The sequence below is a fragment of the Streptomyces sp. NPDC015144 genome, assembly GCF_043079735.1.
GTDB lineage: Bacteria > Actinomycetota > Actinomycetes > Streptomycetales > Streptomycetaceae > Streptomyces.
Genome location: NZ_JBIBUU010000024.1, coordinates 1 through 21,497, shown reverse-complemented (window position 1 = coordinate 21,497; position 21,497 = coordinate 1). Strand labels below are relative to the sequence as shown.

The window sequence follows — 21,497 nt, the reverse complement described above, 5'->3', positions numbered from 1 at the left end:
TTGATTGCCGCGTCGAGCCCGAACGGTTCGCGCCTGCCGTGCCGCCCATCAGTGCTACGACGGCCAGTTGACGACGCCGTCACGCACGACCAGCGGCTCTGTCCGGCGCGACTCGTGAAACCGGGTCCACCCCAGATCCACACTGCCGTCGAAGCGTCGACGACAGTCGCCGGCCTTGGTCGCAAGCCAACCGAGCAGCTCACCTGTGAGATCGAACTGGTCGGGGTGGATCTCCTGCCGACTGGTCAGAGCCCATGCACCGCACCGGGTGTCTTTTCTGCGCAGAAGGACGGAGACGAGTGCGCCATCCACCTTGAACGCCTCGCCGTGGCACGCCAGAAGAGGCTGGGGATGGTCCTGGACGACGAGTACGCCGTCATCGTCCTCGTCCCAAGAAGGAAAATCGGTCACGATGTGAAGGGTCTCCGGTTCGGGGCCGAGCCCGAGGTGCCATCGGAGCTCGACGAGCTCGTCCTCGGACAACTCGTCGCGCAGATCCAGCGTGAGCATGAGTTCAAAGATGTCAGCCATGGCCGTACACGGTAGTGCCCACTTCCGACAGCCCCGCCCCTCGTCGTTGCGGATCCCCTCCCCCGAGCCGGAGATGACGGCAGACCAACAGCCGAGCAGGAAGGCCGCGGTGGGCCGCGTGGCGGGGATAGCCTGCGCGGATGAATCGGATGCAGTGGGCCGCCGGCGTCATCGTCGGCTCGGCGGTGGGTGACGCGCTGGGCGGTCCCTTCGAGTTCGGGCCCCAGGGTGCCTTCTCCACGCGGTTCCCCGCCCCCGGCTCGGGTGGCGAGATGTGCGGAGGCGGCGGCTGGGACCCCGGCGAGGCGACCGACGACACGCAGATGGCCATCCTGGTCGCGGAGTCCCTGCTCGAACGCGGCGGGCTGGATCTGCCGGACGTCTTCGCCCGCTTCCGGCGGTGGGCGGCTTCGGGCCCCAAGGACATCGGCCTGCAGACCGAAGACGTCCTGACCAGCGGTATGCCCTGGGATCTCGCCGCAGGGATCCATTTCCAGGTCAACCGACGAGCGGCCGGGAACGGTTCCCTGATGCGAGCATCGACCGCCGCGATCCACTTCGCGCCCGCCGGCCGGGAAGCCACCATGGACGCGGCCCGGCGCATCGCCGCCCTCACCCACGGCGACCGCGCGGCCTGGGAAGGCACCGCGATCTTCCATGAACTCATCCGCGTCATATGGGAAGGCGCCGACCCCCTCGACGCACTCCCGGACGTCCTGGCTCAGGTCCACCCCGACCACCGCGGCCGCTACGCCACCGTCCTCGCGCCCGACTGGCATCCCGATCGGGCGACCGAGTTCAACGGTGCCGTCTGGCCCTGCCTGGGCTCCGCCGTCTGGGCGCTACGGACCACCGCCGACTTCGAGGACGCGATACGCGCGGCGATCGACCTCGGCGGTGACACGGACACCGTCGCCGCGGTGACCGGAGGTCTCGCGGGGGCGTACTACGGCCTGGACGCAATCCCCGCCCGCTGGACCGAGCCCCTCCACGTCCCCCTCCCCGGATTCGACGGACGGGTGCTACGCCCGGCAGACCTGCTCGACCTCGCACACCGGCTCACCGTCGTCGCGTAGGCAGAACGCTGGCTCTCCGTGGGGCCGGGGGCGTACGGACCCGGAGCTCGAACGGCGTCGCACGGTAGTGGTCAATGGAGTTGGCACTCCCAGGGCTCGATGTCCGGCTCCCCCGGGGGCAGTTCACCGGTGCAGTATCGGTAGAGCCAGGCCGCGGCCCGGCGCTCCGCGTACTTCTCATTGAGCGGTTCGCCCTGCTCGTCCAGTTCGAGGACGTTGGCGAAGATCGCGACGCAGATCTCCATCTGAGAGGGCGACTCGCGCAGCTCCTCCCAGTAATCGATCCCTTTCAGCATCGGATGGCCCAGCGATCCTTGTGCGAGCCATCCGGCGAAGCGTCGCAGGGCTCCCGACGCGCCATGACTGAGATGCGAAGACATGCGAAGAATCTAGCCTCGGCGTTCCCGGGCCGGGGACAGCTGGTCACCTCCTGGCGGCGCGGGCGGTCGGGTCGTAGTCGGGGCCGACGCCCTCGACCAGAACCACGTCACCGGTGACGTGGTCGGTGCGCAGCCGGAGGATGTCCTGGTAGGCGGGAGAGTCGTACCAGGCGCGGGCCTCGGCCAGGTTGGGGAACTCGATGAGCACCATCGCGCCCGGCCAGGCGCCCTCCAGCACCTCCGCGGGAAGGCCGTGGATCACGAAGCGACCCGCGAACGGGTCGAGGGTGGCCTGGATGCGCTCCAGGTAAGTACGGATGTCGGGGTGGGTGCTGGTGCTGTGGAGGTGGGCGAAACCGTAGGCGGTCATGGGCGGGCTCCTTCGCGACGAGGCGGGGTGGGTCGCCTCATCAGGATGCGGGGCGGGGGTGGTGGCGGGCCATTACCTCCGAGGTAGTCGCCCTTCCCCGGGCCGGACGCGCGCGGCAGGTGCTCGCCGGGAAGTTCACAGCGTGCGAGGACGTCCGAGGCGGTCGGGCACGGGAGCCGCCGCCGGTGTCCAGGACGATGTCGACCGACCCACCGGCCGTCCCGGGCAGCGCACCCCATGACGTCCCGGCCGGTGTCCGCCGACGGCTCCGGTGAAGCGGTACGCCGCGCCGCCGTCCGGGTATCCGGTCGTGGTCGCGGTCGGGTTCCCCCGGTTCGGCGGTTTCAGAGGGGGAGGGTGATCCAGATGCTCTTTCCCGTGCCGTCGGTGTCGGGCCGGGTGACCGCGGTGCCGCCGAGTCCCAGGGTGAGTTCCATGACGGTGCCCAGCCCGCCCGTGCCCGGGTCGTGCAACGGGGGCCGGTAGGGGTGGTGGTCGTGGACGGCGAAGGCGAGCGTGTCCTTGCTTCCCGCGTAGACCACCGTGATGTTCGGTGAGCGGTCGGCGGCGTGCCGGACGCTGTTGGTGACGAGTTCGCTCAGGATCAGGAGCGCCGGGCCGACGGTGGGGTGGCGCAGGCTCACCCCCCACTCGGTGAGGGCGAGCTCGGCGGTCTCGCGGGCCACGCGGACGGCCGGGCCCATGGCGGGCACCGTCAGCACATGCCGCCAGGGGAGTTTCTCGATCCGAGGAACCATCACGTCCCCTGGTGGGCGAGGCGGAACCCGGCGACCGTCTGCGGCTGGATGCGCAGGAGCGTGTCGTGCGGGCCGTGGGTCCAGCCGAGGAGCGTCCTGCGGTAGTGGGCGGCCTCGTCCGGGTCGGTGACGACGTCGGCGGGACCGGTGACGGTGACCATCCAGCCGGTGCCGCCGTCCTCCTTGATCCGGTCGGCCTGGTAGGTGAGGACGGTGCGTCCGGACAGGGCGGCGGCCTGGACCGGTGCCCGGACGATCAGACGGCCGTGGTCGAGGCGGTGCACCGCCGGACGGACGACCGGGATCTCCCGCCGGACGTACACCAGGCGTCCCTGGTCGGCGCCTTCGAGCAGCCACAGGGCCTCGGCGCCGGAGATCTCCCTCAGGTGGCGGGGAACGGGACTGGTCATCAGGTGGGCTCCTGAACGGTGGTACACGAATGCGGGGAAGGAAGGGACGGCAGGAGCCCGGCGCCCTCCAGGCGGGCGCGGGCCCCGGCGATCGCTTCCGGCGTGGTGGCGTACTCACGGCCCTCCGGACACAGCAGCGCGAGAGTGCCGGTCGAGTCGAGGACCTGCCGGTGCTCGGGCCGTATCCCGGAGGCCAGTACGGTGATGCCGCGCCGGTCCAGTTTCTGGACGGCGTCCTTGAGGACGAGGGCGCCGGTGGCGTCGATGGTCGATACCCGCGACATGCGCAGGATGACGACGCGGACGTCGGCGACCTCGGAGAGCTCCAGCAGGAAGCGGTGGGCCGCGGCGAAGAACAGCGGGCCGTCGAGGCGGTAGGCGACGATGTGCTCGGCGAGCAGCGCGTGTTCCTCGCCGTTGTGGTCGTTGTGGTCCAGTGGGATCTCGTCCATGCGGGCCTGTCGTGCGACGGACCGGAGCGCCAGTGCCCCGGCTACGGCCAGGCCGATGATCACCGCGTACACGAGGTCGAGGGCGAGGGTCGCGAAGGCGGTCAGGACGAGGATCAGCGCGTCCGGGCGGGTGGCCCTGGCCATCGCCCGCAGCGAGCCGACCTCGACCATGCGGACCGCGGTGGCCAGCAGCACACCCGCGAGGGCGGCGAGGGGAATCCTGGAGACCAGCGGGGCGGCCGCGAAGACGATGACGGCGAGGACGGCGGCGTGGGTGAGCGCGGCGAGCCGGGAGGAGGCGCCGGTACGGACGTTGACCGCGGTGCGGGCGATGGCGCCGGTCGCGGGGACACCGCCGAACAGCGGGGCGGCGATGTTCGCCAGGCCCTGCCCGAACAGCTCCTTGTCCGGGTCGTGCTTCTGCCCCACCGTCATGCCGTCCGCGACCTGGGCCGAGAGGAGCGATTCCAGGGCGGCGAGGGCGGCCACCGCGACCGCCGGGGCCAGCAGTGGGCCGAGGGCTCCGGGGTGCAGGAAGGCGAGGGAGGGGGCGGGCAGGCCGGAGGGCAGGGTGCCGATCGATGCGGCCGCGTCGAGGTGCAGGAGCTGCACGACGGCCGTGGCGGCGATCACCGCGACGATCGAGAACGGGACCGTCGGCCGCCACCGCGCGCCGAGCAGCATCACCAGCATCACCCCGAGAGCGAGGGCGGGGGCGGTCCAGTCGGGGGCACGGACGAACTCCTCGACCGCGCGCCAGGTGACCACCAGGACCTTGTCGCCGTCCGGCTTGGCGACCCCGAGCGCGTTCGGGACCTGCTGGAGCCCGATGACACAGGCGATGCCGAGGGTGAAGCCCTCCACCACCGGGGCCGGGATGTAGGCCATGTACCGCCCGGCCCGCAGCAGCGCGAGCGCGATCAGCATGGCCCCGGCGATCAGCCCGACGGTGAGCACGCCACCGGGGCCGTACTGGGCGACGATCGGGACCAGGACCACGGTCATCGCGCCGGTCGGCCCGGACACCTGAAGGTTGGATCCGCCGAAGACCGCCGCCAGCGCACCGGCCACCACCGCGGTCGCGAGTCCGGCCTCGGCGCCGAGGCCGGACGAGACGCCGAAACCGAGCGCGAGCGGCAGCGCGACGATCGCCACGGTCAGTCCGGCCAGCAGATCCCTGCGCGGGTCGCGGCCCATCGCCACCAGGTCCGCACGGCTGGGCAGCAGGGAGAGTGCCGAGCCCAGGGCCCGGCCGATCGAGGTGCTCACTTGACGGTGCCCTCGGCTTCCCGCAGCTCCTCCAGCAGCTGGTGCCGGCCCGCCAGCATCTCGGTCAGGATGCGGCGCGCGGCCCGCAGCAGCTCCGCGACGTCCCCGCCGGCGAGTCCGTACACCACCGTCGCCCCCTCCCGCCGGGAGGCCACGATGCCGGAGCGGCGCAACACCGCGAGCTGCTGCGACAGGGCCGAAGGCTCCACCTCGATCCGCGCCAGCAGTTCCCGTACCGGCATCGGCCCGTCCTGGAGCAGTTCCAGTACCCGGATCCGCACCGGATGCCCCAGCATCCGGAAGAACTCGGCCTTGGCCTGGTACAGCGGAACCGACACGACCTCTGGGACCTCTCCTCGACACACGTGTGCGCTGTGCCCGCAGCTACCTACGGGCACAGCCACCACAGCATGTGATGAATTGCAAATTTTCGCAATTCTGCTAGTCAGAAATATACTGCGCCGGTGACCGAGAACCTTCCCGCATGCCCCCAGTGCTCCAGCGCCTACACCTACGAGATGGGCGCGCTCCTGGTCTGCCCGGAATGCGGGCACGAGTGGCCGCCCTCGTCCGGGGAACCGGAGGACACCACCGAGGGGCGGGTCGTCAAGGACGCCGTCGGCAACGTGCTGAACGACGGTGACGCCGTGATCGTCGTCAAGGCCCTCAAGGTCAAGGGCAGCCCGTCGGGCATCAAGGCCGGTACCAAGGTGCGCGGCATCCGCCTGATCGACGGCGTCGACGGCCACGACATCGACTGCCGGATCGACGGCTTCGGGGCCATGCAGCTCAAGTCCGCAGTCGTCAGGAAAGCCTGATCCCGAGTCCGGCACGGGTGCTGGTCCCCCACGCGCGTCCACGATTCGCGGCAGTGCCGGGTGCGGTTCGTCCGTCGGGGTGGTTCGGGTGGACGAGTCCCGGGGCGCTGTGAATGTCAGTGGCCTTTGGCAGGGTGGCCGCATGAGCAAAGTAGTCAACTACTCCATGGCGAACCGCGGGGAAGTCATGCGGTTCCTGCCCGCCCATGACCTGAGCGACGAGGAATCGCGGCTCCTGGGCAGGATGCGGGAGCGGGCGCGGGCACGCCAAGAAAGCCTCGATGCCCAGGAGGTGGACTGGGGGCTGTCGGTTCCGGACGCGCTGGATGAGCTGATCACCGGTCGGGCCGATTCCACTGCGGAGTACGCCGGCAGCGCCTACTACGCGGCCCTCCAGATCATCATCGACCACAACGCGTCCGACTCCACCACCCTGGCGAGTTACCGAAGCCCCTCCACTCTCTTCTCCGCTCTGGACGACGCGTTGGGCGCGGTCGGCGTCCAGCAGGACCTGCTGCCCTACCAGTACGTCTACAGCGGTCCGCCCTCGGAGATCGGGTTCCACGTGCCCAGCCCCCTGGAAGGGTCTCCGGAGATCGGGTACTGGCCGCTGGCGAAGGCCGGACCGGCGGTGGAGGCGTACCGGGCGGTGCTGGACCGGATCGACGCCGACCTGCGGTACGACCTGGAAGAGCTGATCAAGGCCCTCGACAGCTGGTACTCGGAATGGGCCGAGGGCCAGGGCGCCTGGTGGTGGGCCGAAGACGGATCGGTCTTCTTCTCCATCACCGGCTGAACCGGCCCCAGGCTGCCCCTCCCGGGGCCACGGGGCACGAGCGGAAACCCCACCGGCTCGGCTGCGAGAATCGCGTGCATGGAGCAACAGAGTGGGACGGGGGCCGGTCCGGTCCTCCGTCAGGAGGAATCCCTGATCGTCGTGGCTGCGGCCGTTGTGGAGCAGGGGCGGCTGCTGGTCGTGAGCAAGAAGGCGGCACCCGAGGTGTTCTACCTTCCGGGCGGGAAGCCCGACCCGGGTGAGACGGCGGCCGAAGCGCTGGCGCGGGAACTCGACGAGGAACTCGGAGTCCGCCCTGTCGCGCCGCGGTTCCTGGCCGACGTCGAAGCCGTGGCCGCGCTGGAGAAGGTGCCCATGCGGCTGACGGTCTTCATGGCGGGGCTCAGCGGGGCACCGCGACCGGCGGCCGAACTGGCCGACATGCGGTGGATCGACGGCGGCGAACCGGATGTCCGACTCGCTCCAGCAGTGCGGGACCAGGTCCTCCCGCTCCTCAGGCGCGACGGCCTGCTGGCCGCGTAAGGACCGGCTCCACTGCCGATGGGTCCCCGAGTATGACGCGGGTCCGCTCCTGCGGGCCGCGCGTCCGCCTCGGGGTACCTCTCCCCCACGTGCCGGTGAGCACGCGGGCGCGGCATGACGACCAGCTCCACGGCTCTCCATTCGTCCGTGCTCTTCTTCTCGGTTCTTCTTCCTTGCGGTTCTTCTTCTCTGCGGCGACGGATTCGGTCAAACGCTCGCTTCGGCATCCGTTCGGGGCCGACTCTGTGGTTATGCGGCAGCACGCCGGCCCGGGGCGTGATGATCGTCTGCGGCGCGGGGTGGCTCGGCCGACGAACCGGTGAATCCGGCTCGCGCCGCCGACTCATGTTCGTTCCCGGATACAGGAGATCCCGTAGGCGCGGTCCACGTCCGCAGGCGCACCCGCTCGTCCATGTGACAACTGCCGGGCACGCGAGGGCGCTCGGGGCTCGCGGGCCCTTGTCGAGGGGGCCACCTGCCACCTGCCTGCGGGTGATTCGCCGACCGGACGCACCTGCCGGGCCCGGCGGACGGGCCGTCCGGACGGCCGGGCACGGGCCGGGACCGCGTGGCGCCGCTTGCCCCTCCCGGGGCCGGGGCGTCCTCATCACCGCAGAGGAGCACGGATGCACCTGATTCCCTCAGAGCAGGAGAAGCTGCTGCTGAGCGTGGCCGGGATGCTGGCCAGCTACCGCAAGGAGCGCGGCATCAAGCTGAACTACCCCGAGGCGGTGGCCTACATCAGTTGCTGGGTCATCGAGGAGGCGCGGGCGGGCAACTACACCGTCGACCAGATGATGAGCGACCCCGACGTTCCGCTGGAGCAGCGGAAGGGCGACACCCAGGGCCGGGGCGAGAGCGTCCTGACGACCGACGACGTCATGGAGGGCGTGCCCGAGATGCTCGACATCCTCCAGGTCGAGGCGACCTTCCCCGACGGGCGCAAGCTCGTCACCCTCTACGACCCGATCCGTCCGCCGAAGACCGCCCCGCTGCCCGCTCCCATCCGCTGAGGTCGAACATGCCCTACTTCCAGCCGCTGGCCCCGAAGCCTCCGGTGACCACGCCGGTCGCGTGTCCGGGTACGTGCCCCTGCTACTCGGCCCATACCTGTCAGGAGCCGGACCCCGTACCGCCCTCGTCCCTGGACCCGGGCCGGTCCCACGACTTCTCCCGGTACACGGTGGGAGGAGTGTGGGTCAGGGACCCGGACGCGGTGCATGTACTCAACGCGCGGAGCGAGAAGGCCGTTGTCTACGTGGTCAACGTCGGTGACCGCGACATCCAGATCGGTTCGCACTTCCATCTGGCCGATGTCAACGAGGATCTGCTGTTCTTCACCGACCTGGACACCGCCACCGCTGCCGAGGCCGCTCTGACCGATCCCGGGCTCCTGCGGTCCGAGCAGATCCTGGCGGCCCGCGAGCTGGCGTACGACCGGTCGAAGACGCCGGGGCAGGCGCCTTGGGGACACCGCCTCGACATCGCTCCCGGGGACTCCATGCGGTTCAGCCCCGAGAACGCGCCGAGCGAGGCGATCGAGGTCGTGCCCATCGGCGGGAGACGACAAGTGCCGGGCCTGCGCAAGGACAAGCCGGCCGACGACGTCGCTCTCGACTGACCGGGCCCTCGTACACCAGCTGAAGGAACGCAATGGCGAACATCACCCGTGAGCAGTACGCGAAGTCCTACGGCCCGACCGTGGGCGACCAGGTCCGCCTGGGCGACACCAACCTCTGGATCGAGGTCACCGAGGATCTGACGTTCGGTGGGGACGAGGCGATCTTCGGCGGCGGCAAGACCATCCGCGAGTCGATGCTGCAGGGGACGGCCACCAGTGCGCAGGGCGCTCCCGACACCGTGATCACCAACGTGGTCATTCTGGATGTCGCCCCCGCTCTGGAGCGGGGCGACGGCGATTCCATCGTGCGTGCCGACGTCGGGATCAAGGGCGGCAAGATCGTCGCGGTCGGCAAGGCCGGCAACAGCGACGTCATGGACGGGGTCACCCCGGGCCTGGAGATCGGCCCTTCCACGGACGTGATCTCCGGCGAGGGCAAGATCCTCACCGCGGGTGCCGTCGACACCCATGTGCACTACATCTCCCCCTCGGCCGTCATGGAGGCCCTGTCCACCGGGACCACCACACTGATCGGCGGTGGCGTGGGCCCCTCCGAGGGGTCCAAGGCGACCACCGTGACCCCCGGCCCGCAGCACCTGGTGAACCTGCACCGCAGCTTCGACGACCTGCCGGTCAACGTGATGCTGCTGGCCAAGGGCAACACCGTCAGTGAGCATGAGGAGTGCCTGGACGAGCAGGCGCTCGCGGGCGCCGGCGGCTACAAGATCCACGAGGACTGGGGAGCCACTCCGGCAGCGCTGGACGCCGCGCTGAAGGCCGGGGAGAAGTGGGGACTGCAAGTCACCCTGCACGCCGACTCCCTCAACGAGGCGGGCTTCGTCGAGACCACCCTCGCCGCCATCGGCGGGCGCGGGGTCCACGTCTTCCACGCCGAGGGCGCCGGGGGCGGACACGCTCCCGACATCCTCAGCGTCGCCGCCGTGGAGAACGTCCTGCCCGCCTCGACGAACCCGACACTCCCGTACACCGCGAACACGGTGGCCGAGCACATCGACATGCTGGCCTCCGCCCACCACCTCGACCTCAGGAACAAGAACGACCAGGCTTTCGCCGACTCCCGCATCCGCTCCACGACGATGTTCGCCGAGGACGTGCTGCACGACATGGGCGCGATCTCCATCACCTCCTCCGACGCCCAGGCCATGGGCCGGATCGGCGAGGTCGTGACCCGCACCTGGCAGGTCGCCCACGTCATGAAGGAGTGGAGCCACACGACCTTCAAGGACGCGAACTTCTTCTACGGCTCCACCCGGGGGAAGGGCGACAACGCGCGGGCGCTGCGCTACGTGGCCAAGTACACCATCAACCCCGCCCTCGCCCACGGCATCGACGAGCACGTGGGTTCCGTGGCGGTGGGCAAGCTCGCTGACCTGGTGCTGTGGGACCCCCGGTTCTTCGGCGTACGGCCCGAGTTGGTCATCAAGGCCGGCGCCATGGTGATCGGCAACCTGGGTGATCCCAACGGTTCGGTGTCGACCCCGCAGCCGACCTTCCTGCGCCCCGCGATGGCTGCCGCGATCGCCTGCCGGCTGTCCTACTCGTTCGTCTCCGAGAAGGTTCTCACCTCCGGCCCCGACCTGTACGACGCGGTGAGCGGCAAGGGCGTGTTCAAGGACTCGTTGAAGGAGACTCTCGGCCTCCGGCGCGAACTGAGGGGCGCGAAGCCCGTCCAGGGGGTCCGGAAGGCGGACATGGTCTTCAACGGTGAGTGCTTCGGCATCGACATCGATCCGGGCACCTTCAAGATCGCGGTGGAGATCCCGGAAGCCGACCCGTCGGAGGGACACGCCCTCACCAGGCACAAGAGCCTGAACGGCTACTGGTACCTCGACCAGCCGAAACCGCCGAGGAGCCTGCCGCTCACCCAGCGGTACCTGCTGTTCTGAGGTCCCCGGTGAGCACCTCCTCGCTCCTGCTCGCCCTGCTGGGCGATGCCCGGCTCCCCTCCGGCGGGCACACGCAGTCCGCCGGGCTGGAACCGGCGCTGCGGGCCGGCACGGCGCCGGCCCAGGTACCCGCGTATCTGCGCACCCGGCTGCGCACCGTCACCCGTGTGGAGGCGGGGACCGCCGTCGTCGCCCGCGCGGTCACGGAGAGCGGCGGCGATCTGGCCGATGTCGAGGCCGCCTGGGCGGCGCGGACCCCCAGCCAGGCGCTGAGGGCCAACGGCCGACGTCTGGGACGCGGCTACCTCCGCGTCCTGCAGACGCTCTGGCCCGGCCCCGTCGACGCCCGCGCGCGCACCTGGTCGCGCCCCGTCGTGCTCGGTCTGCTCGCCCACCGCGCCGGGATGGACCCGGCCGACCTGGCCCGCCTGGTCGGGTACGACGACGCCCAGACCGTGACGGCGGCCCTGCTCAAACTCGAACCGCAGGACCCGCTGCTGATCACCGCGTGGGTGAGCCAACTCCTTCCCGAGATCGACGAGATGGCCGCCGAGGTCGCCCGTCTCCGCCTCCCCGAACAGATCCCCGCCCACGGCGCTCCCCTCATCGAGCGCTGGGCCGAGACCCACGACACCACCACAGAGAGGCTCTTCAGTGCCTGAGAACACCACTGCCCCCACCCGTGCCATGCGCCTGGGCGTCGCCGGTCCCGTCGGCACCGGCAAGAGCTCGCTCATCGCGACGTTGTGCCGGGCGCTCTCCGACGAACTGCGCCTGGGCGTCATCACGAACGACATCTACACCGACGAGGACGCGCGCTTCCTCAGGAGCGCCGGGGTTCTGGACCCCGAACGGATCCGCCCGGTGGAGACGGGCGCGTGCCCCCACACGGCGATCCGCGACGACGTGACGGCCAACCTGCTGGCGGCCGAGGACCTGGAGGCCGACTTCGGCCCGCTGGACCTGGTCGTCATCGAGTCCGGCGGCGACAACCTCACCGCGACCTTCTCCCCGGCCCTGGTGGACGCCCAGTTGTTCGTCCTGGACGTCGCGGGCGGCGGTGACGTCGTCCGCAAGGGCGGTCCCGGCATCGCCCGCGCCGACCTGCTCGTGATCAACAAGACCGATCTGGGCGAACACGTCGGCGTGGACGTCGAACGCATGACGCGCGAAGGGCGCGAGGCCCGGCGGGGTTCCCCGGTGGTCGCGCTGTCCCGGCACGACGAATCGTCCATCCGGATGCTGACCGACTGGGTCCGCGACGCCCTCGCGCGCTACCGCACCGGCGAGCACACCCCGGTCGACCCGGGCCCCATGGCCCCGCACTTCCACGCCGGGCAGGAGGGCGTGGAACCCCGCCCGCACACCCACGTGCACGGCCAGGATCCGGCGCATGCGGGGCAGAACGCGTGACCGGACCGACCCGTCTGAGCGTCGTCCGCACGGGGAGTCGCAGCCGTGTCCACCGCACGACCGGGCATCTGACGGCGCGCATCATGGACCAGGACTCCCATGGTGCCCGGGTGGGCCTGCTCGCCACGCAGGCGCTGCTGCTGTCCGGCGACGACGTCCGCATCGAGGTGGACGTCGCGCCCGGCGCCTGGCTCGACGTGGTGGAGACGACCGGCACGGTCGCGTACGAGGGCGACGCACCGTCGTCGTGGACGATCGACGCCACCGTGGGCGACGGAGCGGTCCTGACCTGGGCGGGAAAGCCGTTCGTGGTCTCGGACGGGATCGCCACCCACCGCGACGCCCGGATCCGGCTGCACGGAACCGGCAGGGTCCTGATGCAGGAAAAGATCGTCCTGGGCCGCGCCGGGCAGACCGGCGGTGACCTCACCACATCCCTGAACGCGACGGACGACACCGGACCGGTGCAGGTGGAGCACCTTGATCTGACCAGGCGGGCCCGCGGCATGCCGGGCGTCCTCGGAAGCCTTCGTTCCATCGACACCGTCACCGCTCTGGGCTGGTCGCCCGAACCGCCCGGCGAACCGGAAGCCGGCACCACCGGGCCCGGCGAGACCTATTTCCGACTGGACCGGGCCGGGGCCGTACTGCGCTGGATCGGAATCGGCCGGTTCCGGGACCGGTTGTGCGATCCCGCCTTCGCCGCCTGGGGCGAGGAAGCCATGCGCGGCCACCGGGACCGACTCGCCGCGCGAGGCCCGAGCCACGCGGAAGCAGTCGGGTGAAGGGTCGGCGCCGACGTGTCCCGCACCCGATCGTCGAAAGCCGTCCGCGCTTCTTCCGGGACATCCCCGGGGTTCCGTAGCCGAGGGATGCGGCTCCGGTGGAGCGTCCTCGCCTTCCGCAGGCACGCGGGACCGCCCCCGTGCGTGACACGGGGGTGCTGGGCACCCGACACCCTCGCGGTCACTCCTCGGGAGTTCCAGCATGACCTCATCAGGGTGTTGTCGTTTGCCTGATGTGAGGTGAGCCCGGCTGTTCCGGGCCGTCGTTGCAGCAGGAACCAGGAGAAGCACCGTGTCCGTTCCCCGTACCGTCCCCCTGCATCGGGTGGAATTCCCGACGCCCGGGCCGCCCCGGCTCGTCGAACTGCCGAACGGCGCGCCCGTCTGGCTCGTCACCCGGTACGACGACGTGCACCAGGTACTCACCGATCCCCGTTTCGGGCGCTCACCGGTCCATGAGCCCGGCACGCCGTCCGTCGTGGACAGCCCCAGCCTGCTGGACAGCCGCGAAGCCATCGGCCAGCAGGACGGCGACGCCCACCTGCGCCTGCGGCGCGCGGTGGGCCGGGCCTTCACTCCGCGCTCGGTCGAGCACATGCGACCGTGGGTGGCGGAGGTCGTCGACCATCTGCTCGACGGCCTCACCAAGCAGGGGCCGCCTGCCGATCTCGTCACCGATTTCGCACTGCCCCTGCCCTGCATGGTGATCCACCGGCTGCTGGCCGTGGAAGGCGTCCCCACCGAGCGCCTGCTCCTCTGGGCCGAACACGCCTTCGCCGGCCCCTCCGTGACGAAGGAAGCGGGCGACCGTTCCCGGGACGAACTGACGGCGTTCGCCGCCTCGTTGATCACCGAACGGCGCGGCGCGCCCGGCGACGACGTGGTCAGCCGCGTCGTCCGGGCGGCCGACGGCGAGGGCGGCATCCCCGAGGCCGCGCTGGTCAATCTGATCGCCACCATGGTGGTCGGCGGTCATGACACCACCATGACCATGCTCAGCAACGCCCTGCTCTATCTGCTGACCGAACAGCCCGCGGCCTGGGCCCGGCTGGCCGCCGACGAGCGGTCCGCCGAGGTCCTGACCGAGCGCCTGCTCCACCTGATTCCCCTCAACGACCACGAGGAAGGCTCCGGCCGTCTCCTCGCCGCCACCGCCGACGTCCGGCTCGGCGGTGCGACGATCCGCGCCGGTGACCTCGTCACGACCGACAGGATCGCCGCCAACCGCGACCCGGCGGCCTTTCCGGGCAGCCCCCACGACGATCTGTTCACCCCCTTGCCGAAGCCCTCGCTCGTCTTCGGCGCGGGTCGGCACTACTGCCTGGGGACCTGGCTCGCCCGCGCCGAACTCCAGCTCGCCCTCCACCGCCTCGCCCGCCGCCTGCCCGCCCTGCGCCTCGCCGTCACCACCGACTCCGTCGTGTGGCGGCGCGGCACCATCAGCCGCAGCCCGCTTCATCTGCCCGCGGTCTGGTGAGGACGGCCGCTCCCGGAGAACCCCGGGCCGGGCGGTGATCCCGGTGCGGACGAGGGCCGCCAGGATCAGGGGCGCCGATCGGTGCTTCTAGACTCCGACGATGATCGAGATCCTCGAAGACCTGGACCTGCTGTCCCGGCCCAGCCTCGACCTCTCCGGCATCGAGGTGAACGGCATTGCCCTCGGGGCTCCGGCCTCCGTCGTTCCACGGCGGCGCCTTGTGGGCGGCATGTCCTCCGTCGTCGTCCGATATCGCGGGGGGACCGACGCCGAAGGCGAGTACTACGCCGCCGATGGGCGGAGACTGACGCTGGACGAGGTCGTCGACGACGTCGTCCGGTCGGACGGATTCCTCTACGGCACCGACCAGATCAACTACAAGGTGCGCGCCGGATCGGTGGTCGGCTTCGCGATCAGCGGCCCGCATCTGGCCCACTTCGCGCACCTGACCTCGTACGAGGAGTTCCTGACGGTGTTCGGCCGACCGGATCGAATGCACGAGAAGGAGGCGTACGGCGACCTCATGAGCTACGAGACGTACTACTGGGGCGCCCGGAAGCATGTGACATGGGACGTCTGGGAGAACCGGGTGAGCTTTGTCAACCTGGGCGACTTCGAGGGGAACAGCGGAGACGTGGACACGATCTGACGCCCCGCCTCCTCGTCCGTACGCACCGACGGAAGCGATCCGGCAGCCGCACCGTCCCCTCGTGCTACGCGTCCGCGAACCAGGAGTGCCCTGGGCCCGGTGGGTCGCCGCGCCCACCCGGTGGGACCGGGTGGGCGCGGCGACGGTCAGGCGCCCGTACGTGCCGCAGCCGCCCGTGCCGCCTCCCGGGCCGGTTTCCGTGGGCCGTCCGGAGCAATCCGGCCCGCACCCGCTCGTGCCTGCTGCGACGGCGCCCCCGCCCCGCTCGACCATGGGCCCGGTCGACACGTAGTGACGTGTCCGAGCGACACCGAGGAGAACCGGCCGATGGACAGAACCGGACGCCCGGAACGCAGATCGCTGCTCGCCGGCGGACTCGCGGGCGCCGTGGTCGCGCTCGCGGGGTGCTCATCGACGAGGGCCACCCCGTCAGCGGCCGGCGCTTCGCCGGAAGCGCGGCCCACCACACCCGCCACGGCCTTCACACGGCTGATGGAAGGCAACAAGCGCTGGGTCGGCGGAAACCTTCAACACCCCGACCGGGATCCGAACCGGCGTCAGCTCGTGGCCCAGGAGCAGGAGCCCTTCGGATCGGTCCTCTCGTGCATCGACTCCCGGGTGCCGCCCGAGCTCCTCTTCGACACCGGCCTGGGTGACCTCTATGTGATGCGCACCGGTGGGGAGGCGGTCGGCCCGGTGGTCACCGGATCTGTCGAGTACGGGCCCATGACGAGCGGCACACCTCTCGTCGTGATCCTCGGGCATCAGCGCTGCGGCGCCGTCAAGGCGGCGTACGCGTCCCTTCGTGACGGCAAACCGCTGCCCGGCAATCTGCAGGCGATCGCCGAGGCCCTGCGGCCCGCGTACGAACAGGCCGTCCGGGAGGGCGGCGCCGATCCGGTCGAGACCATGGCCCGCGCGCAGGTCACGTTGACCGCGGCCGATCTACGATCCAACCAGGACCTGGCCCCGCTGGTGAAGAAGGGCGCCCTCGCCGTGGTGGGTGCCTACTACTCGCTCGACACCGGCAAGGTGGAGGTTCTGGCCGGCGCACCGGTCGGATGAGTCGAGCGGCCGACGCCGTCGATTCGCCCGCCACGACAACGCCCTGGACGACGGGTCTCGCCGGTACCCGCCCCCGGCGGTGCGGCCCGTTCTTCGTAAGCTGTCCGCGGGTGATCACACGGCTCCGGACACCGGGCACCGCCGCGTGGCCCGGAACGGGGAGGGGCAGACATGCGGAAGAGGCGGGGTCTCTGGCCGCTCGTCTACTTCCTGATGGGCTGTGCGTGCCTTCCGGTCGCCGTCGTGATGGTGATGGGCACGATCGCGTCGAGGAACGTGGCCGGTCTGATCCCGGTCGTCGCCCTGGGCTTTCCGGGTGTGGTGCTGACGTTCCGGGCACCGGTGTTCGGCGTCCGTTTCGGGCCGGACGGACTGCGGTACTCCGGGCTGCTCAACGCGCGCTCCCACGCGTGGGCGGACATCCGGGAGGTGCGGGTGACCGTCCTGAAGGGCTCGGTCTACTGGTCCGACGTCCCGGAGCTGGTACTGGCCTCCGGCGGGACGGACCAGCTGTACATGCTGTCGGGCCACAGCTTCGGGAAGAACCGGAACAAGCGGGTCGCGCGGCTGGTCGCCGAGTTGGAGGCGGCGCGCGCGGCCGCTTCCTGACTCCGGCGGAACATCACCGGAGTGCCGGCCCGACCCGACCGCACGCGCCGTCCTCCGCAGCAGCGAGGAACGGCTGGACCCCAACCGTCCCCGAGAAGGATCGCCCCGTGCCCCCTCGCATGCCCACGGAACCGTTCGACGTGGAATCGCTGATACCGGAACTCGCCGGTCTCGGGCGGGAGACGACCCTGCTGTATCCGCGAAGCGGCGAACCCGGCAGGTGTGCCAGTTCCATTGGCGGGCCGCTGCTGTGGCCAGCCGATGAGCCGTGGCCGCTGTGTACCGAGCCGGGGCACTGGAAGCCGCTGAGGTCCCCCACCGAGGTGGTCGGCCCCGAGCCGGTGGCGATGGTTCCGGTCGTGCAGCTCTACGCCCGGGATGTGCCCGGGATCCCGTTCCCCCCGGGCACGGACGTGCTCCAGGTCACGTGGTGTCCCTTGATCCACGACGACGAGGCGGGAACGGTGCTGCCGAAGGTGTACTGGCGCAGTGAGCAGGCGGTCGTGGCGGGACGGGTTCTTTCGGACCCGCCCATGCCGTACGAGTACGACGAGGAGTTCGTGCCCCGGCCCTGTACGGTGACGCCGACACGCGTGGTGGAGTACCCGAACGGGGACCTGCCGGACGGCCTCGCCCGGACCTTGGGTCAGCGGTTCGACGCGATCGAGGAGGCGTTCGGCCTCTCGTACTACGAGATGGCCACGACCGTCCAGAGCAAGGCCGGAGGGTACCCGGGCTGGCTCCAGCGGCCCGACTGGCCGGACTGCCGCTGCGGCCGGCGCATGGACCACCTTCTCAGCATCACCGCCACGGAGCCGGTCGAAGGCCGCTGGTTCCGATCCGTCGGGCAGGGGTCGGAGAGCCCGGATACGGGCCGGTGGAGCACGACCGGCGGCCACCCGGACGTCGACACCGTCGGCCACGGGATGGACATGGGCGATCTCGGGGGCATGTACCTCTTCGTCTGCCGCGAGTGCCCGGACATGCCGTACGCGCACCGTTACGACTGCTGAGCGGCGTCGGCGGCGCTTCCGTCACCGGTGCCGCGACCGGCGGGCGGAGGGGTGCGCGGTCGCGGGCGTTCTCCCTGCGGACCGAACATGACCAGGTACTCCACCGGTCCGTCGGGGCCGGCGTTCGCGACTCCGTGGGGGGTGCGGGTGTCGAACTCCACCACGTCCCCGGCCGTCAGGACGAGGTCCTGGCCGCCCAGTGCGAGCCACAGCCGCCCGTACAGGACGCACAGCCACTCGAAGCCCTCGTGGGACACCTGCCGGGGCCGTCCGGGCGGCTCCGCGGCGGCGGGCAGGACATGTTTGTGGGCGTGCAGGCCGCCGACGTACCGGGTCAGCGGCACCACCGCTTTCCCGTCGCCGGAGCCGTGCGGCGGTGCGGTGCGGGGCACGGGCTTCGGAACGGGGGCGGGTGCGGGTGCGGTGCCGGCCAGTTCGTCCAGGGCAACTCCGTACTCCTCCGCCAGCAGGAGCACCACCTCCAGGGTGGGCTTGCGCCGACCGGTCTCGATCCGCGACAGCGTGCTGGGCGAGATGCCCGTCGCGCGGCCGACATCGGCGAGGGTGACGCCGCGGCGCTCGCGCACCGCCCTCAGCCGGGGCCCCATCTCCGCCATTGTCCGGGACACGCTGTCGCCCGCCACCGTTCCCCCGATCCGCCGTGCCTGTGCGCGGCCCTGTCGCCCGTCCTGTCCTGCAAGCTTGCCAGAATGGCAATGCCGATCGCGCCGAGCGGCCGCCGCGTCGCATGATCGACGGGTACCTGTCGGACACCGGTGAACCGAGGAGACGTCCATGAAGTCCGAGCCGACCGCCCCACTTCGCCACCGCACCGTCGAGGCCCCCGCCGGGCGTCTGCACCTGGTGGAGCAGGGCACCGGCCCGCTGGTCCTGCTCGTGCACGGCTTCCCCGAGTCGTGGTACTCCTGGCGGCGCCAGCTCCCGGCCCTCGCCGCGGCCGGATACCGGGCGGTGGCCATCGACGTACGCGGCTACGGCCGCTCCTCCAGGCCCGCCGCGACCGATGCCTACCGCATGGTCGACCTGGTCGAGGACAACGTCGCCGTCGTGCGCGCCCTCGGCGAGGAGGGCGCGGTGGTCGTCGGCCACGACTGGGGGGCCAACATCGCCGCCACCTCCGCCCTGCTCCACCCCGAGGTCTTCCGCGCGGTCGGCCTGCTGAGCGTCCCGTACGCACCGCCCGGCGGCCCCCGGCCGTCCGACGTGTTCGGCCAAATCGGGGGCCCCGACCAGGAGTTCTACGTCTCCTACTTCCAGGAGCCCGGCCGTGCCGAGGCCGAGATCGAGCCCGACGTCCGGGGCTGGCTCGCGGGTTTCTACGCGGCCGTGTCCGGCGACACCATGCCGGCCGAGGGCGAGCCCGACCCGCACTTCGTCGCCCCGGGCCACCGGCTGCGCGACCGATTCCCCGCCGGCCCGCGACCGGCCTGGCTGAGCGAGGCGGACCTCGACTTCTACGCCGGGGAGTTCGAGCGCACCGGCCTGACCGGCGCCCTCAACCGCTACCGCAACATGGACCGCGACTGGGAGGACCTCGCGCCGTACCGCGGAGCCCCGATCAAGCAGCCCGCCCTGTTCGTCGGCGGCGCGCTGGACGCCTCCACCACCTGGATGGCCGACGCCATCGACGCCTACCCCACCACCCTCCCCGCCCTGTCCTCCTCCCACATCCTGGACGGCTGCGGCCACTGGATCCAGCAGGAACGCCCCGACGAGGTCAACAACCTGCTGACCGACTGGCTCGCCACGGTGCGGGACTGAACCGGGCGCCCCCGCCCTGCCCAGAGCGGCTGGGCGGGACGGGGGCCCGCGGTGTGCGGATGTCAGGGAAGCGGGGAGGGATTCCGCCCGTCGCAGTCAGCCCTCGTGGAGAAGGGCGACCGCTTCGGCGAAGTCGGCGCGTGCGGGTTCGAAGGATCGTGCCGCGACGAGGAACATCGACCGGTCGATGAGGGCGCGGGCGAGGCGTGCGCGATCACCGGACAGGCGGCGGGTGAGCGCCACCCCCTCGTCGAAGTACGGCGTGAACCGCTCCTCGAACAGGTGCGGGCGGCCGCCTTCGCGGACGGCCGCGCGGACGGCGATCCTGCGCCGGACGTCGACCAGTTCGGGCAGCCGACCGTCCTCGCGCAGTCCCGCCGCCTCCGCTTCCAGGCCCGGCAGCATGCCGAGAAAGCCGTCCCGGACGTGGGGCGACCATCCGGTATCCGTACCGAACGGCGGCATCGGGGAATCGGGGCTCGCGGCGGGTTCGGCCGCCCTCCCCGACAGGACGAAAAGTGTCTTCCACCAATCGAGGATGCAACTCCAGTTCTCCGGCTCGCCGCTGGTCGCGAGTTCCTCCAGGACACCCAGGGCCTCTCGCCGGGCGGCCGCGGCCCCGGCGCCGTCCCGGGCGGCCTCCCGCATCCGGGAGAAGTGGACCAGCTCCCAGGTGAGTATCGCCAGGGCGGTGCGCTGTTCGGCCACCTTGCGCCGGGTCCCCTCGAGGAGCTCGCGGAAGACGGCCGCTGCGGGGTCGTGCAGCCCGGCGCCCTCCAGGTTCGCCGCCCACCGGACCATGTTCCAGACGGAGTGCTCCGACAGTCCGCTCCGGACGGCCTTCTCGTCCAGTTCCGCGGCCTCCCTGAAATTCCCCTCCTCGGCCAGAACGTTCGCCAGGGGCTCGTTCCGGCCGGCCTCGGCCAGTGCTTCACAGACCGCGCGCCCTTCCGCCCTGAGCCCGAGGGCGAACAAGGAGGCCCGGTGGGCATCCAGGGCCCGGCGCAACCGTTCCGCCCGGTTCGGCGCCCCGGCCTCCATCCTGCGCGCGGCCCGGGACGCCTCGGCGGCCAGCGCGAGGTCCACCTTCGGGCCCCAGCCCTGGCGCCGCAGCGCGAGCAGGGCATCGACCAGCTTCGGCAGGTACGCCTTCGGACTCACCTCGGCCAGAACCCGGTACGCACCCACCAGTTCGGCCTCACTCGGCCGACCGGACCCCAGCAGCAGAACACGGGCCCGCAGTACCGCGTCGTGATCGATCGTCACCATTCCCCCTGTCTCCGGTATGACGTACGAGGGAGATTCTGAGAGCTGACGGACGGACCGGACAAGCCTCGCGAACTGTGCGTTCCGTCCTACGAAAAACGGCGCTGACCTGTCATGATGGACATGCTCCCGTCCTGAATCCACGAGCGGGACGCCATCTCCGAAGCCCCCAACACCGCGCGTGACGGCCTGGCGTCGACCGCTCTGCCACCCAAGTCGCGTACAGCGCCATGTTGTTGGCCGCCCGCCTGATCGCGACGAGGCGTCCCGTGGTCCTTCGCCAACCCTCCTCGTCGGCCCGTACGCGGTGACGCGCGTGCCGCGCGGTCGTGAGCCGGTCATTCGCACGGAGCGGGGCCTTACTGATCGTTTCAGAATGAAGTTCGGAGTCGTCTCAAACAGATGATGCTGCAGGCGAGTCGGAGTAGGCCAGGGTGAAGGTCGGCGCGTATCTCGTAGCGGATCCGGAGCCGCTTGAACTGGTGGAGCCAGGCGAATGCGCGCTCGACGACCCAGCAGGTCTTTCCC

At 70.9% G+C, this 21,497-nt stretch carries 25 protein-coding genes and 1 pseudogene; 16 read left to right on the top strand and 10 right to left on the bottom strand.

Annotated features, from left to right (window positions below; genetic code table 11):
* Positions 1-54 precede the first annotated feature (54 nt).
* A complete protein-coding gene (locus tag ACF08W_RS30450) occupies positions 55-531 on the bottom strand; it encodes a hypothetical protein (protein ID WP_392281240.1) in 477 nt (158 codons plus the stop codon).
* Positions 532-671: 140 nt separating this feature from the next.
* Between ACF08W_RS30450 and ACF08W_RS30445 the strand changes: the two genes are divergently transcribed.
* Positions 672-1,607 carry an ADP-ribosylglycohydrolase family protein gene (locus tag ACF08W_RS30445; RefSeq protein WP_392281239.1) on the top strand — a complete coding sequence of 312 codons (936 nt, stop codon included), beginning with the start codon at positions 672-674 and terminating at the stop codon, positions 1,605-1,607.
* Between the two features lie 71 nt (positions 1,608-1,678).
* Here the strand turns inward: ACF08W_RS30445 and ACF08W_RS30440 are convergent, their stop codons facing one another.
* The 6 genes from ACF08W_RS30440 to ACF08W_RS30415 form a co-directional block, all read right to left on the bottom strand.
* Complete coding sequence (locus ACF08W_RS30440) at positions 1,679-1,903, bottom strand: hypothetical protein (RefSeq protein ID WP_392281238.1); 225 nt, start codon at positions 1,901-1,903, stop codon at positions 1,679-1,681.
* A 127-nt stretch (positions 1,904-2,030) separates the two neighbouring features.
* On the bottom strand, positions 2,031-2,357 hold the full coding sequence (locus ACF08W_RS30435) for a DUF1330 domain-containing protein (protein ID WP_352274461.1): 327 nt from the start codon (positions 2,355-2,357) through the stop codon (positions 2,031-2,033).
* Between the two features lie 344 nt (positions 2,358-2,701).
* Positions 2,702-3,115 (bottom strand): ATP-binding protein, encoded by a 414-nt coding sequence (locus tag ACF08W_RS30430; RefSeq protein WP_392281237.1) that lies wholly within the window; start codon positions 3,113-3,115, stop codon positions 2,702-2,704.
* Complete coding sequence (locus ACF08W_RS30425) at positions 3,115-3,525, bottom strand: pyridoxamine 5'-phosphate oxidase family protein (protein ID WP_392281236.1); 411 nt, start codon at positions 3,523-3,525, stop codon at positions 3,115-3,117. Before ACF08W_RS30425 ends, ACF08W_RS30430 begins: the two co-directional genes overlap by 1 nt.
* Positions 3,525-5,174: a SulP family inorganic anion transporter gene (locus ACF08W_RS30420; RefSeq protein WP_392281288.1), complete on the bottom strand. Its 1,650-nt coding sequence runs from the start codon at positions 5,172-5,174 to the stop codon at positions 3,525-3,527. Before ACF08W_RS30420 ends, ACF08W_RS30425 begins: the two co-directional genes overlap by 1 nt.
* Before the next feature lie 68 nt (positions 5,175-5,242).
* Positions 5,243-5,584 (bottom strand): ArsR/SmtB family transcription factor, encoded by a 342-nt coding sequence (locus tag ACF08W_RS30415; protein ID WP_385213501.1) that lies wholly within the window; start codon positions 5,582-5,584, stop codon positions 5,243-5,245.
* A 126-nt stretch (positions 5,585-5,710) separates the two neighbouring features.
* Here ACF08W_RS30415 and ACF08W_RS30410 point away from each other — a divergent pair, with 126 nt between their 5' ends.
* From ACF08W_RS30410 to ACF08W_RS30345, 14 genes are all read left to right on the top strand, one after another.
* Positions 5,711-6,064: a zinc ribbon domain-containing protein YjdM gene (locus ACF08W_RS30410; protein WP_392281235.1), complete on the top strand. Its 354-nt coding sequence runs from the start codon at positions 5,711-5,713 to the stop codon at positions 6,062-6,064.
* A 142-nt stretch (positions 6,065-6,206) separates the two neighbouring features.
* The gene (locus ACF08W_RS30405; RefSeq protein ID WP_392281234.1) at positions 6,207-6,860 is read left to right on the top strand and encodes a hypothetical protein; all 654 of its coding nucleotides are present in this window, start codon (positions 6,207-6,209) and stop codon (positions 6,858-6,860) included.
* A gap of 78 nt (positions 6,861-6,938) precedes the next feature.
* Positions 6,939-7,382 (top strand): NUDIX domain-containing protein, encoded by a 444-nt coding sequence (locus ACF08W_RS30400; RefSeq protein WP_392281233.1) that lies wholly within the window; start codon positions 6,939-6,941, stop codon positions 7,380-7,382.
* 626 nt (positions 7,383-8,008) lie between these two features.
* On the top strand, positions 8,009-8,395 hold the full coding sequence (gene ureA, locus ACF08W_RS30395) for an urease subunit gamma (protein ID WP_392281232.1): 387 nt from the start codon (positions 8,009-8,011) through the stop codon (positions 8,393-8,395).
* A gap of 179 nt (positions 8,396-8,574) precedes the next feature.
* Positions 8,575-9,003, top strand: a complete 429-nt coding sequence (locus ACF08W_RS30390) for an urease subunit beta (protein ID WP_392281231.1) — start codon at positions 8,575-8,577, stop codon at positions 9,001-9,003.
* Positions 9,004-9,035: 32 nt separating this feature from the next.
* Positions 9,036-10,910 (top strand): urease subunit alpha, encoded by a 1,875-nt coding sequence (gene ureC / locus ACF08W_RS30385; protein ID WP_392281230.1) that lies wholly within the window; start codon positions 9,036-9,038, stop codon positions 10,908-10,910.
* Positions 10,911-10,918: 8 nt separating this feature from the next.
* Positions 10,919-11,572: an urease accessory protein UreF gene (locus tag ACF08W_RS30380; RefSeq protein ID WP_392281229.1), complete on the top strand. Its 654-nt coding sequence runs from the start codon at positions 10,919-10,921 to the stop codon at positions 11,570-11,572.
* Between the two features lie 25 nt (positions 11,573-11,597).
* Positions 11,598-12,323 (top strand): urease accessory protein UreG, encoded by a 726-nt coding sequence (gene ureG / locus ACF08W_RS30375; protein ID WP_392281287.1) that lies wholly within the window; start codon positions 11,598-11,600, stop codon positions 12,321-12,323.
* A complete protein-coding gene (locus ACF08W_RS30370) occupies positions 12,320-13,108 on the top strand; it encodes an urease accessory protein UreD (RefSeq protein ID WP_392281228.1) in 789 nt (262 codons plus the stop codon). Before ureG ends, ACF08W_RS30370 begins: the two co-directional genes overlap by 4 nt.
* A 292-nt stretch (positions 13,109-13,400) precedes the next feature.
* Positions 13,401-14,585 carry a cytochrome P450 gene (locus tag ACF08W_RS30365; protein WP_392281227.1) on the top strand — a complete coding sequence of 395 codons (1,185 nt, stop codon included), beginning with the start codon at positions 13,401-13,403 and terminating at the stop codon, positions 14,583-14,585.
* A 100-nt stretch (positions 14,586-14,685) separates the two neighbouring features.
* Entirely contained in the window at positions 14,686-15,234 is a 549-nt protein-coding gene (locus ACF08W_RS30360) for a hypothetical protein (RefSeq protein WP_385213532.1), read from the top strand.
* A gap of 327 nt (positions 15,235-15,561) precedes the next feature.
* Positions 15,562-16,299 (top strand): carbonic anhydrase, encoded by a 738-nt coding sequence (locus tag ACF08W_RS30355; RefSeq protein ID WP_385213535.1) that lies wholly within the window; start codon positions 15,562-15,564, stop codon positions 16,297-16,299.
* A 171-nt stretch (positions 16,300-16,470) separates the two neighbouring features.
* Positions 16,471-16,908 carry a hypothetical protein gene (locus tag ACF08W_RS30350; protein ID WP_385213538.1) on the top strand — a complete coding sequence of 146 codons (438 nt, stop codon included), beginning with the start codon at positions 16,471-16,473 and terminating at the stop codon, positions 16,906-16,908.
* Positions 16,909-17,015: 107 nt separating this feature from the next.
* Positions 17,016-17,921, top strand: a complete 906-nt coding sequence (locus ACF08W_RS30345; protein WP_385213541.1) for a hypothetical protein — start codon at positions 17,016-17,018, stop codon at positions 17,919-17,921.
* On the opposite strand, the gene ACF08W_RS30340 is transcribed toward ACF08W_RS30345, so the two are convergent.
* The gene (locus ACF08W_RS30340; RefSeq protein ID WP_392281226.1) at positions 17,909-18,565 is read right to left on the bottom strand and encodes a helix-turn-helix domain-containing protein; all 657 of its coding nucleotides are present in this window, start codon (positions 18,563-18,565) and stop codon (positions 17,909-17,911) included. The two genes, ACF08W_RS30345 and ACF08W_RS30340, sit on opposite strands and share 13 nt — an antisense overlap.
* Positions 18,566-18,716: 151 nt before the next feature.
* Between ACF08W_RS30340 and ACF08W_RS30335 the strand changes: the two genes are divergently transcribed.
* Positions 18,717-19,703, top strand: coding sequence for an alpha/beta fold hydrolase (locus ACF08W_RS30335; protein WP_392281225.1), 987 nt, complete (start codon positions 18,717-18,719; stop codon positions 19,701-19,703).
* Between the two features lie 96 nt (positions 19,704-19,799).
* On the opposite strand, the gene ACF08W_RS30330 is transcribed toward ACF08W_RS30335, so the two are convergent.
* Together ACF08W_RS30330 and ACF08W_RS30325 are read right to left on the bottom strand one after the other, a co-directional pair.
* Positions 19,800-20,972 carry a hypothetical protein gene (locus ACF08W_RS30330; RefSeq protein ID WP_392281224.1) on the bottom strand — a complete coding sequence of 391 codons (1,173 nt, stop codon included), beginning with the start codon at positions 20,970-20,972 and terminating at the stop codon, positions 19,800-19,802.
* Positions 20,973-21,340: 368 nt separating this feature from the next.
* Positions 21,341-21,497 (bottom strand): annotated as a pseudogene (locus ACF08W_RS30325) (IS5/IS1182 family transposase); the annotation flags it as partial.

Coding starts and splice junctions, on each gene's coding strand:
- ureC (WP_392281230.1), top strand. CDS start 9,036: ATGGCGAACATCACCCGTGAGCAGTACGCGAAGTCCTACGGCCCGACC.
- ACF08W_RS30360 (WP_385213532.1), top strand. CDS start 14,686: ATGATCGAGATCCTCGAAGACCTGGACCTGCTGTCCCGGCCCAGCCTC.
- ACF08W_RS30405 (WP_392281234.1), top strand. CDS start 6,207: ATGAGCAAAGTAGTCAACTACTCCATGGCGAACCGCGGGGAAGTCATG.
- ureA (WP_392281232.1), top strand. CDS start 8,009: ATGCACCTGATTCCCTCAGAGCAGGAGAAGCTGCTGCTGAGCGTGGCC.
- ACF08W_RS30440 (WP_392281238.1), bottom strand. CDS start 1,903: ATGCTGAAAGGGATCGATTACTGGGAGGAGCTGCGCGAGTCGCCCTCT.
- ACF08W_RS30435 (WP_352274461.1), bottom strand. CDS start 2,357: ATGACCGCCTACGGTTTCGCCCACCTCCACAGCACCAGCACCCACCCC.
- ACF08W_RS30350 (WP_385213538.1), top strand. CDS start 16,471: ATGCGGAAGAGGCGGGGTCTCTGGCCGCTCGTCTACTTCCTGATGGGC.
- ACF08W_RS30335 (WP_392281225.1), top strand. CDS start 18,717: ATGAAGTCCGAGCCGACCGCCCCACTTCGCCACCGCACCGTCGAGGCC.
- ACF08W_RS30355 (WP_385213535.1), top strand. CDS start 15,562: ATGGACAGAACCGGACGCCCGGAACGCAGATCGCTGCTCGCCGGCGGA.
- ACF08W_RS30400 (WP_392281233.1), top strand. CDS start 6,939: ATGGAGCAACAGAGTGGGACGGGGGCCGGTCCGGTCCTCCGTCAGGAG.
- ACF08W_RS30450 (WP_392281240.1), bottom strand. CDS start 531: ATGGCTGACATCTTTGAACTCATGCTCACGCTGGATCTGCGCGACGAG.
- ureG (WP_392281287.1), top strand. CDS start 11,598: ATGCGCCTGGGCGTCGCCGGTCCCGTCGGCACCGGCAAGAGCTCGCTC.
- ACF08W_RS30420 (WP_392281288.1), bottom strand. CDS start 5,174: ATGGGCCGCGACCCGCGCAGGGATCTGCTGGCCGGACTGACCGTGGCG.
- ACF08W_RS30330 (WP_392281224.1), bottom strand. CDS start 20,972: ATGGTGACGATCGATCACGACGCGGTACTGCGGGCCCGTGTTCTGCTG.
- ACF08W_RS30425 (WP_392281236.1), bottom strand. CDS start 3,525: ATGACCAGTCCCGTTCCCCGCCACCTGAGGGAGATCTCCGGCGCCGAG.
- ACF08W_RS30445 (WP_392281239.1), top strand. CDS start 672: ATGAATCGGATGCAGTGGGCCGCCGGCGTCATCGTCGGCTCGGCGGTG.
- ACF08W_RS30430 (WP_392281237.1), bottom strand. CDS start 3,115: ATGGTTCCTCGGATCGAGAAACTCCCCTGGCGGCATGTGCTGACGGTG.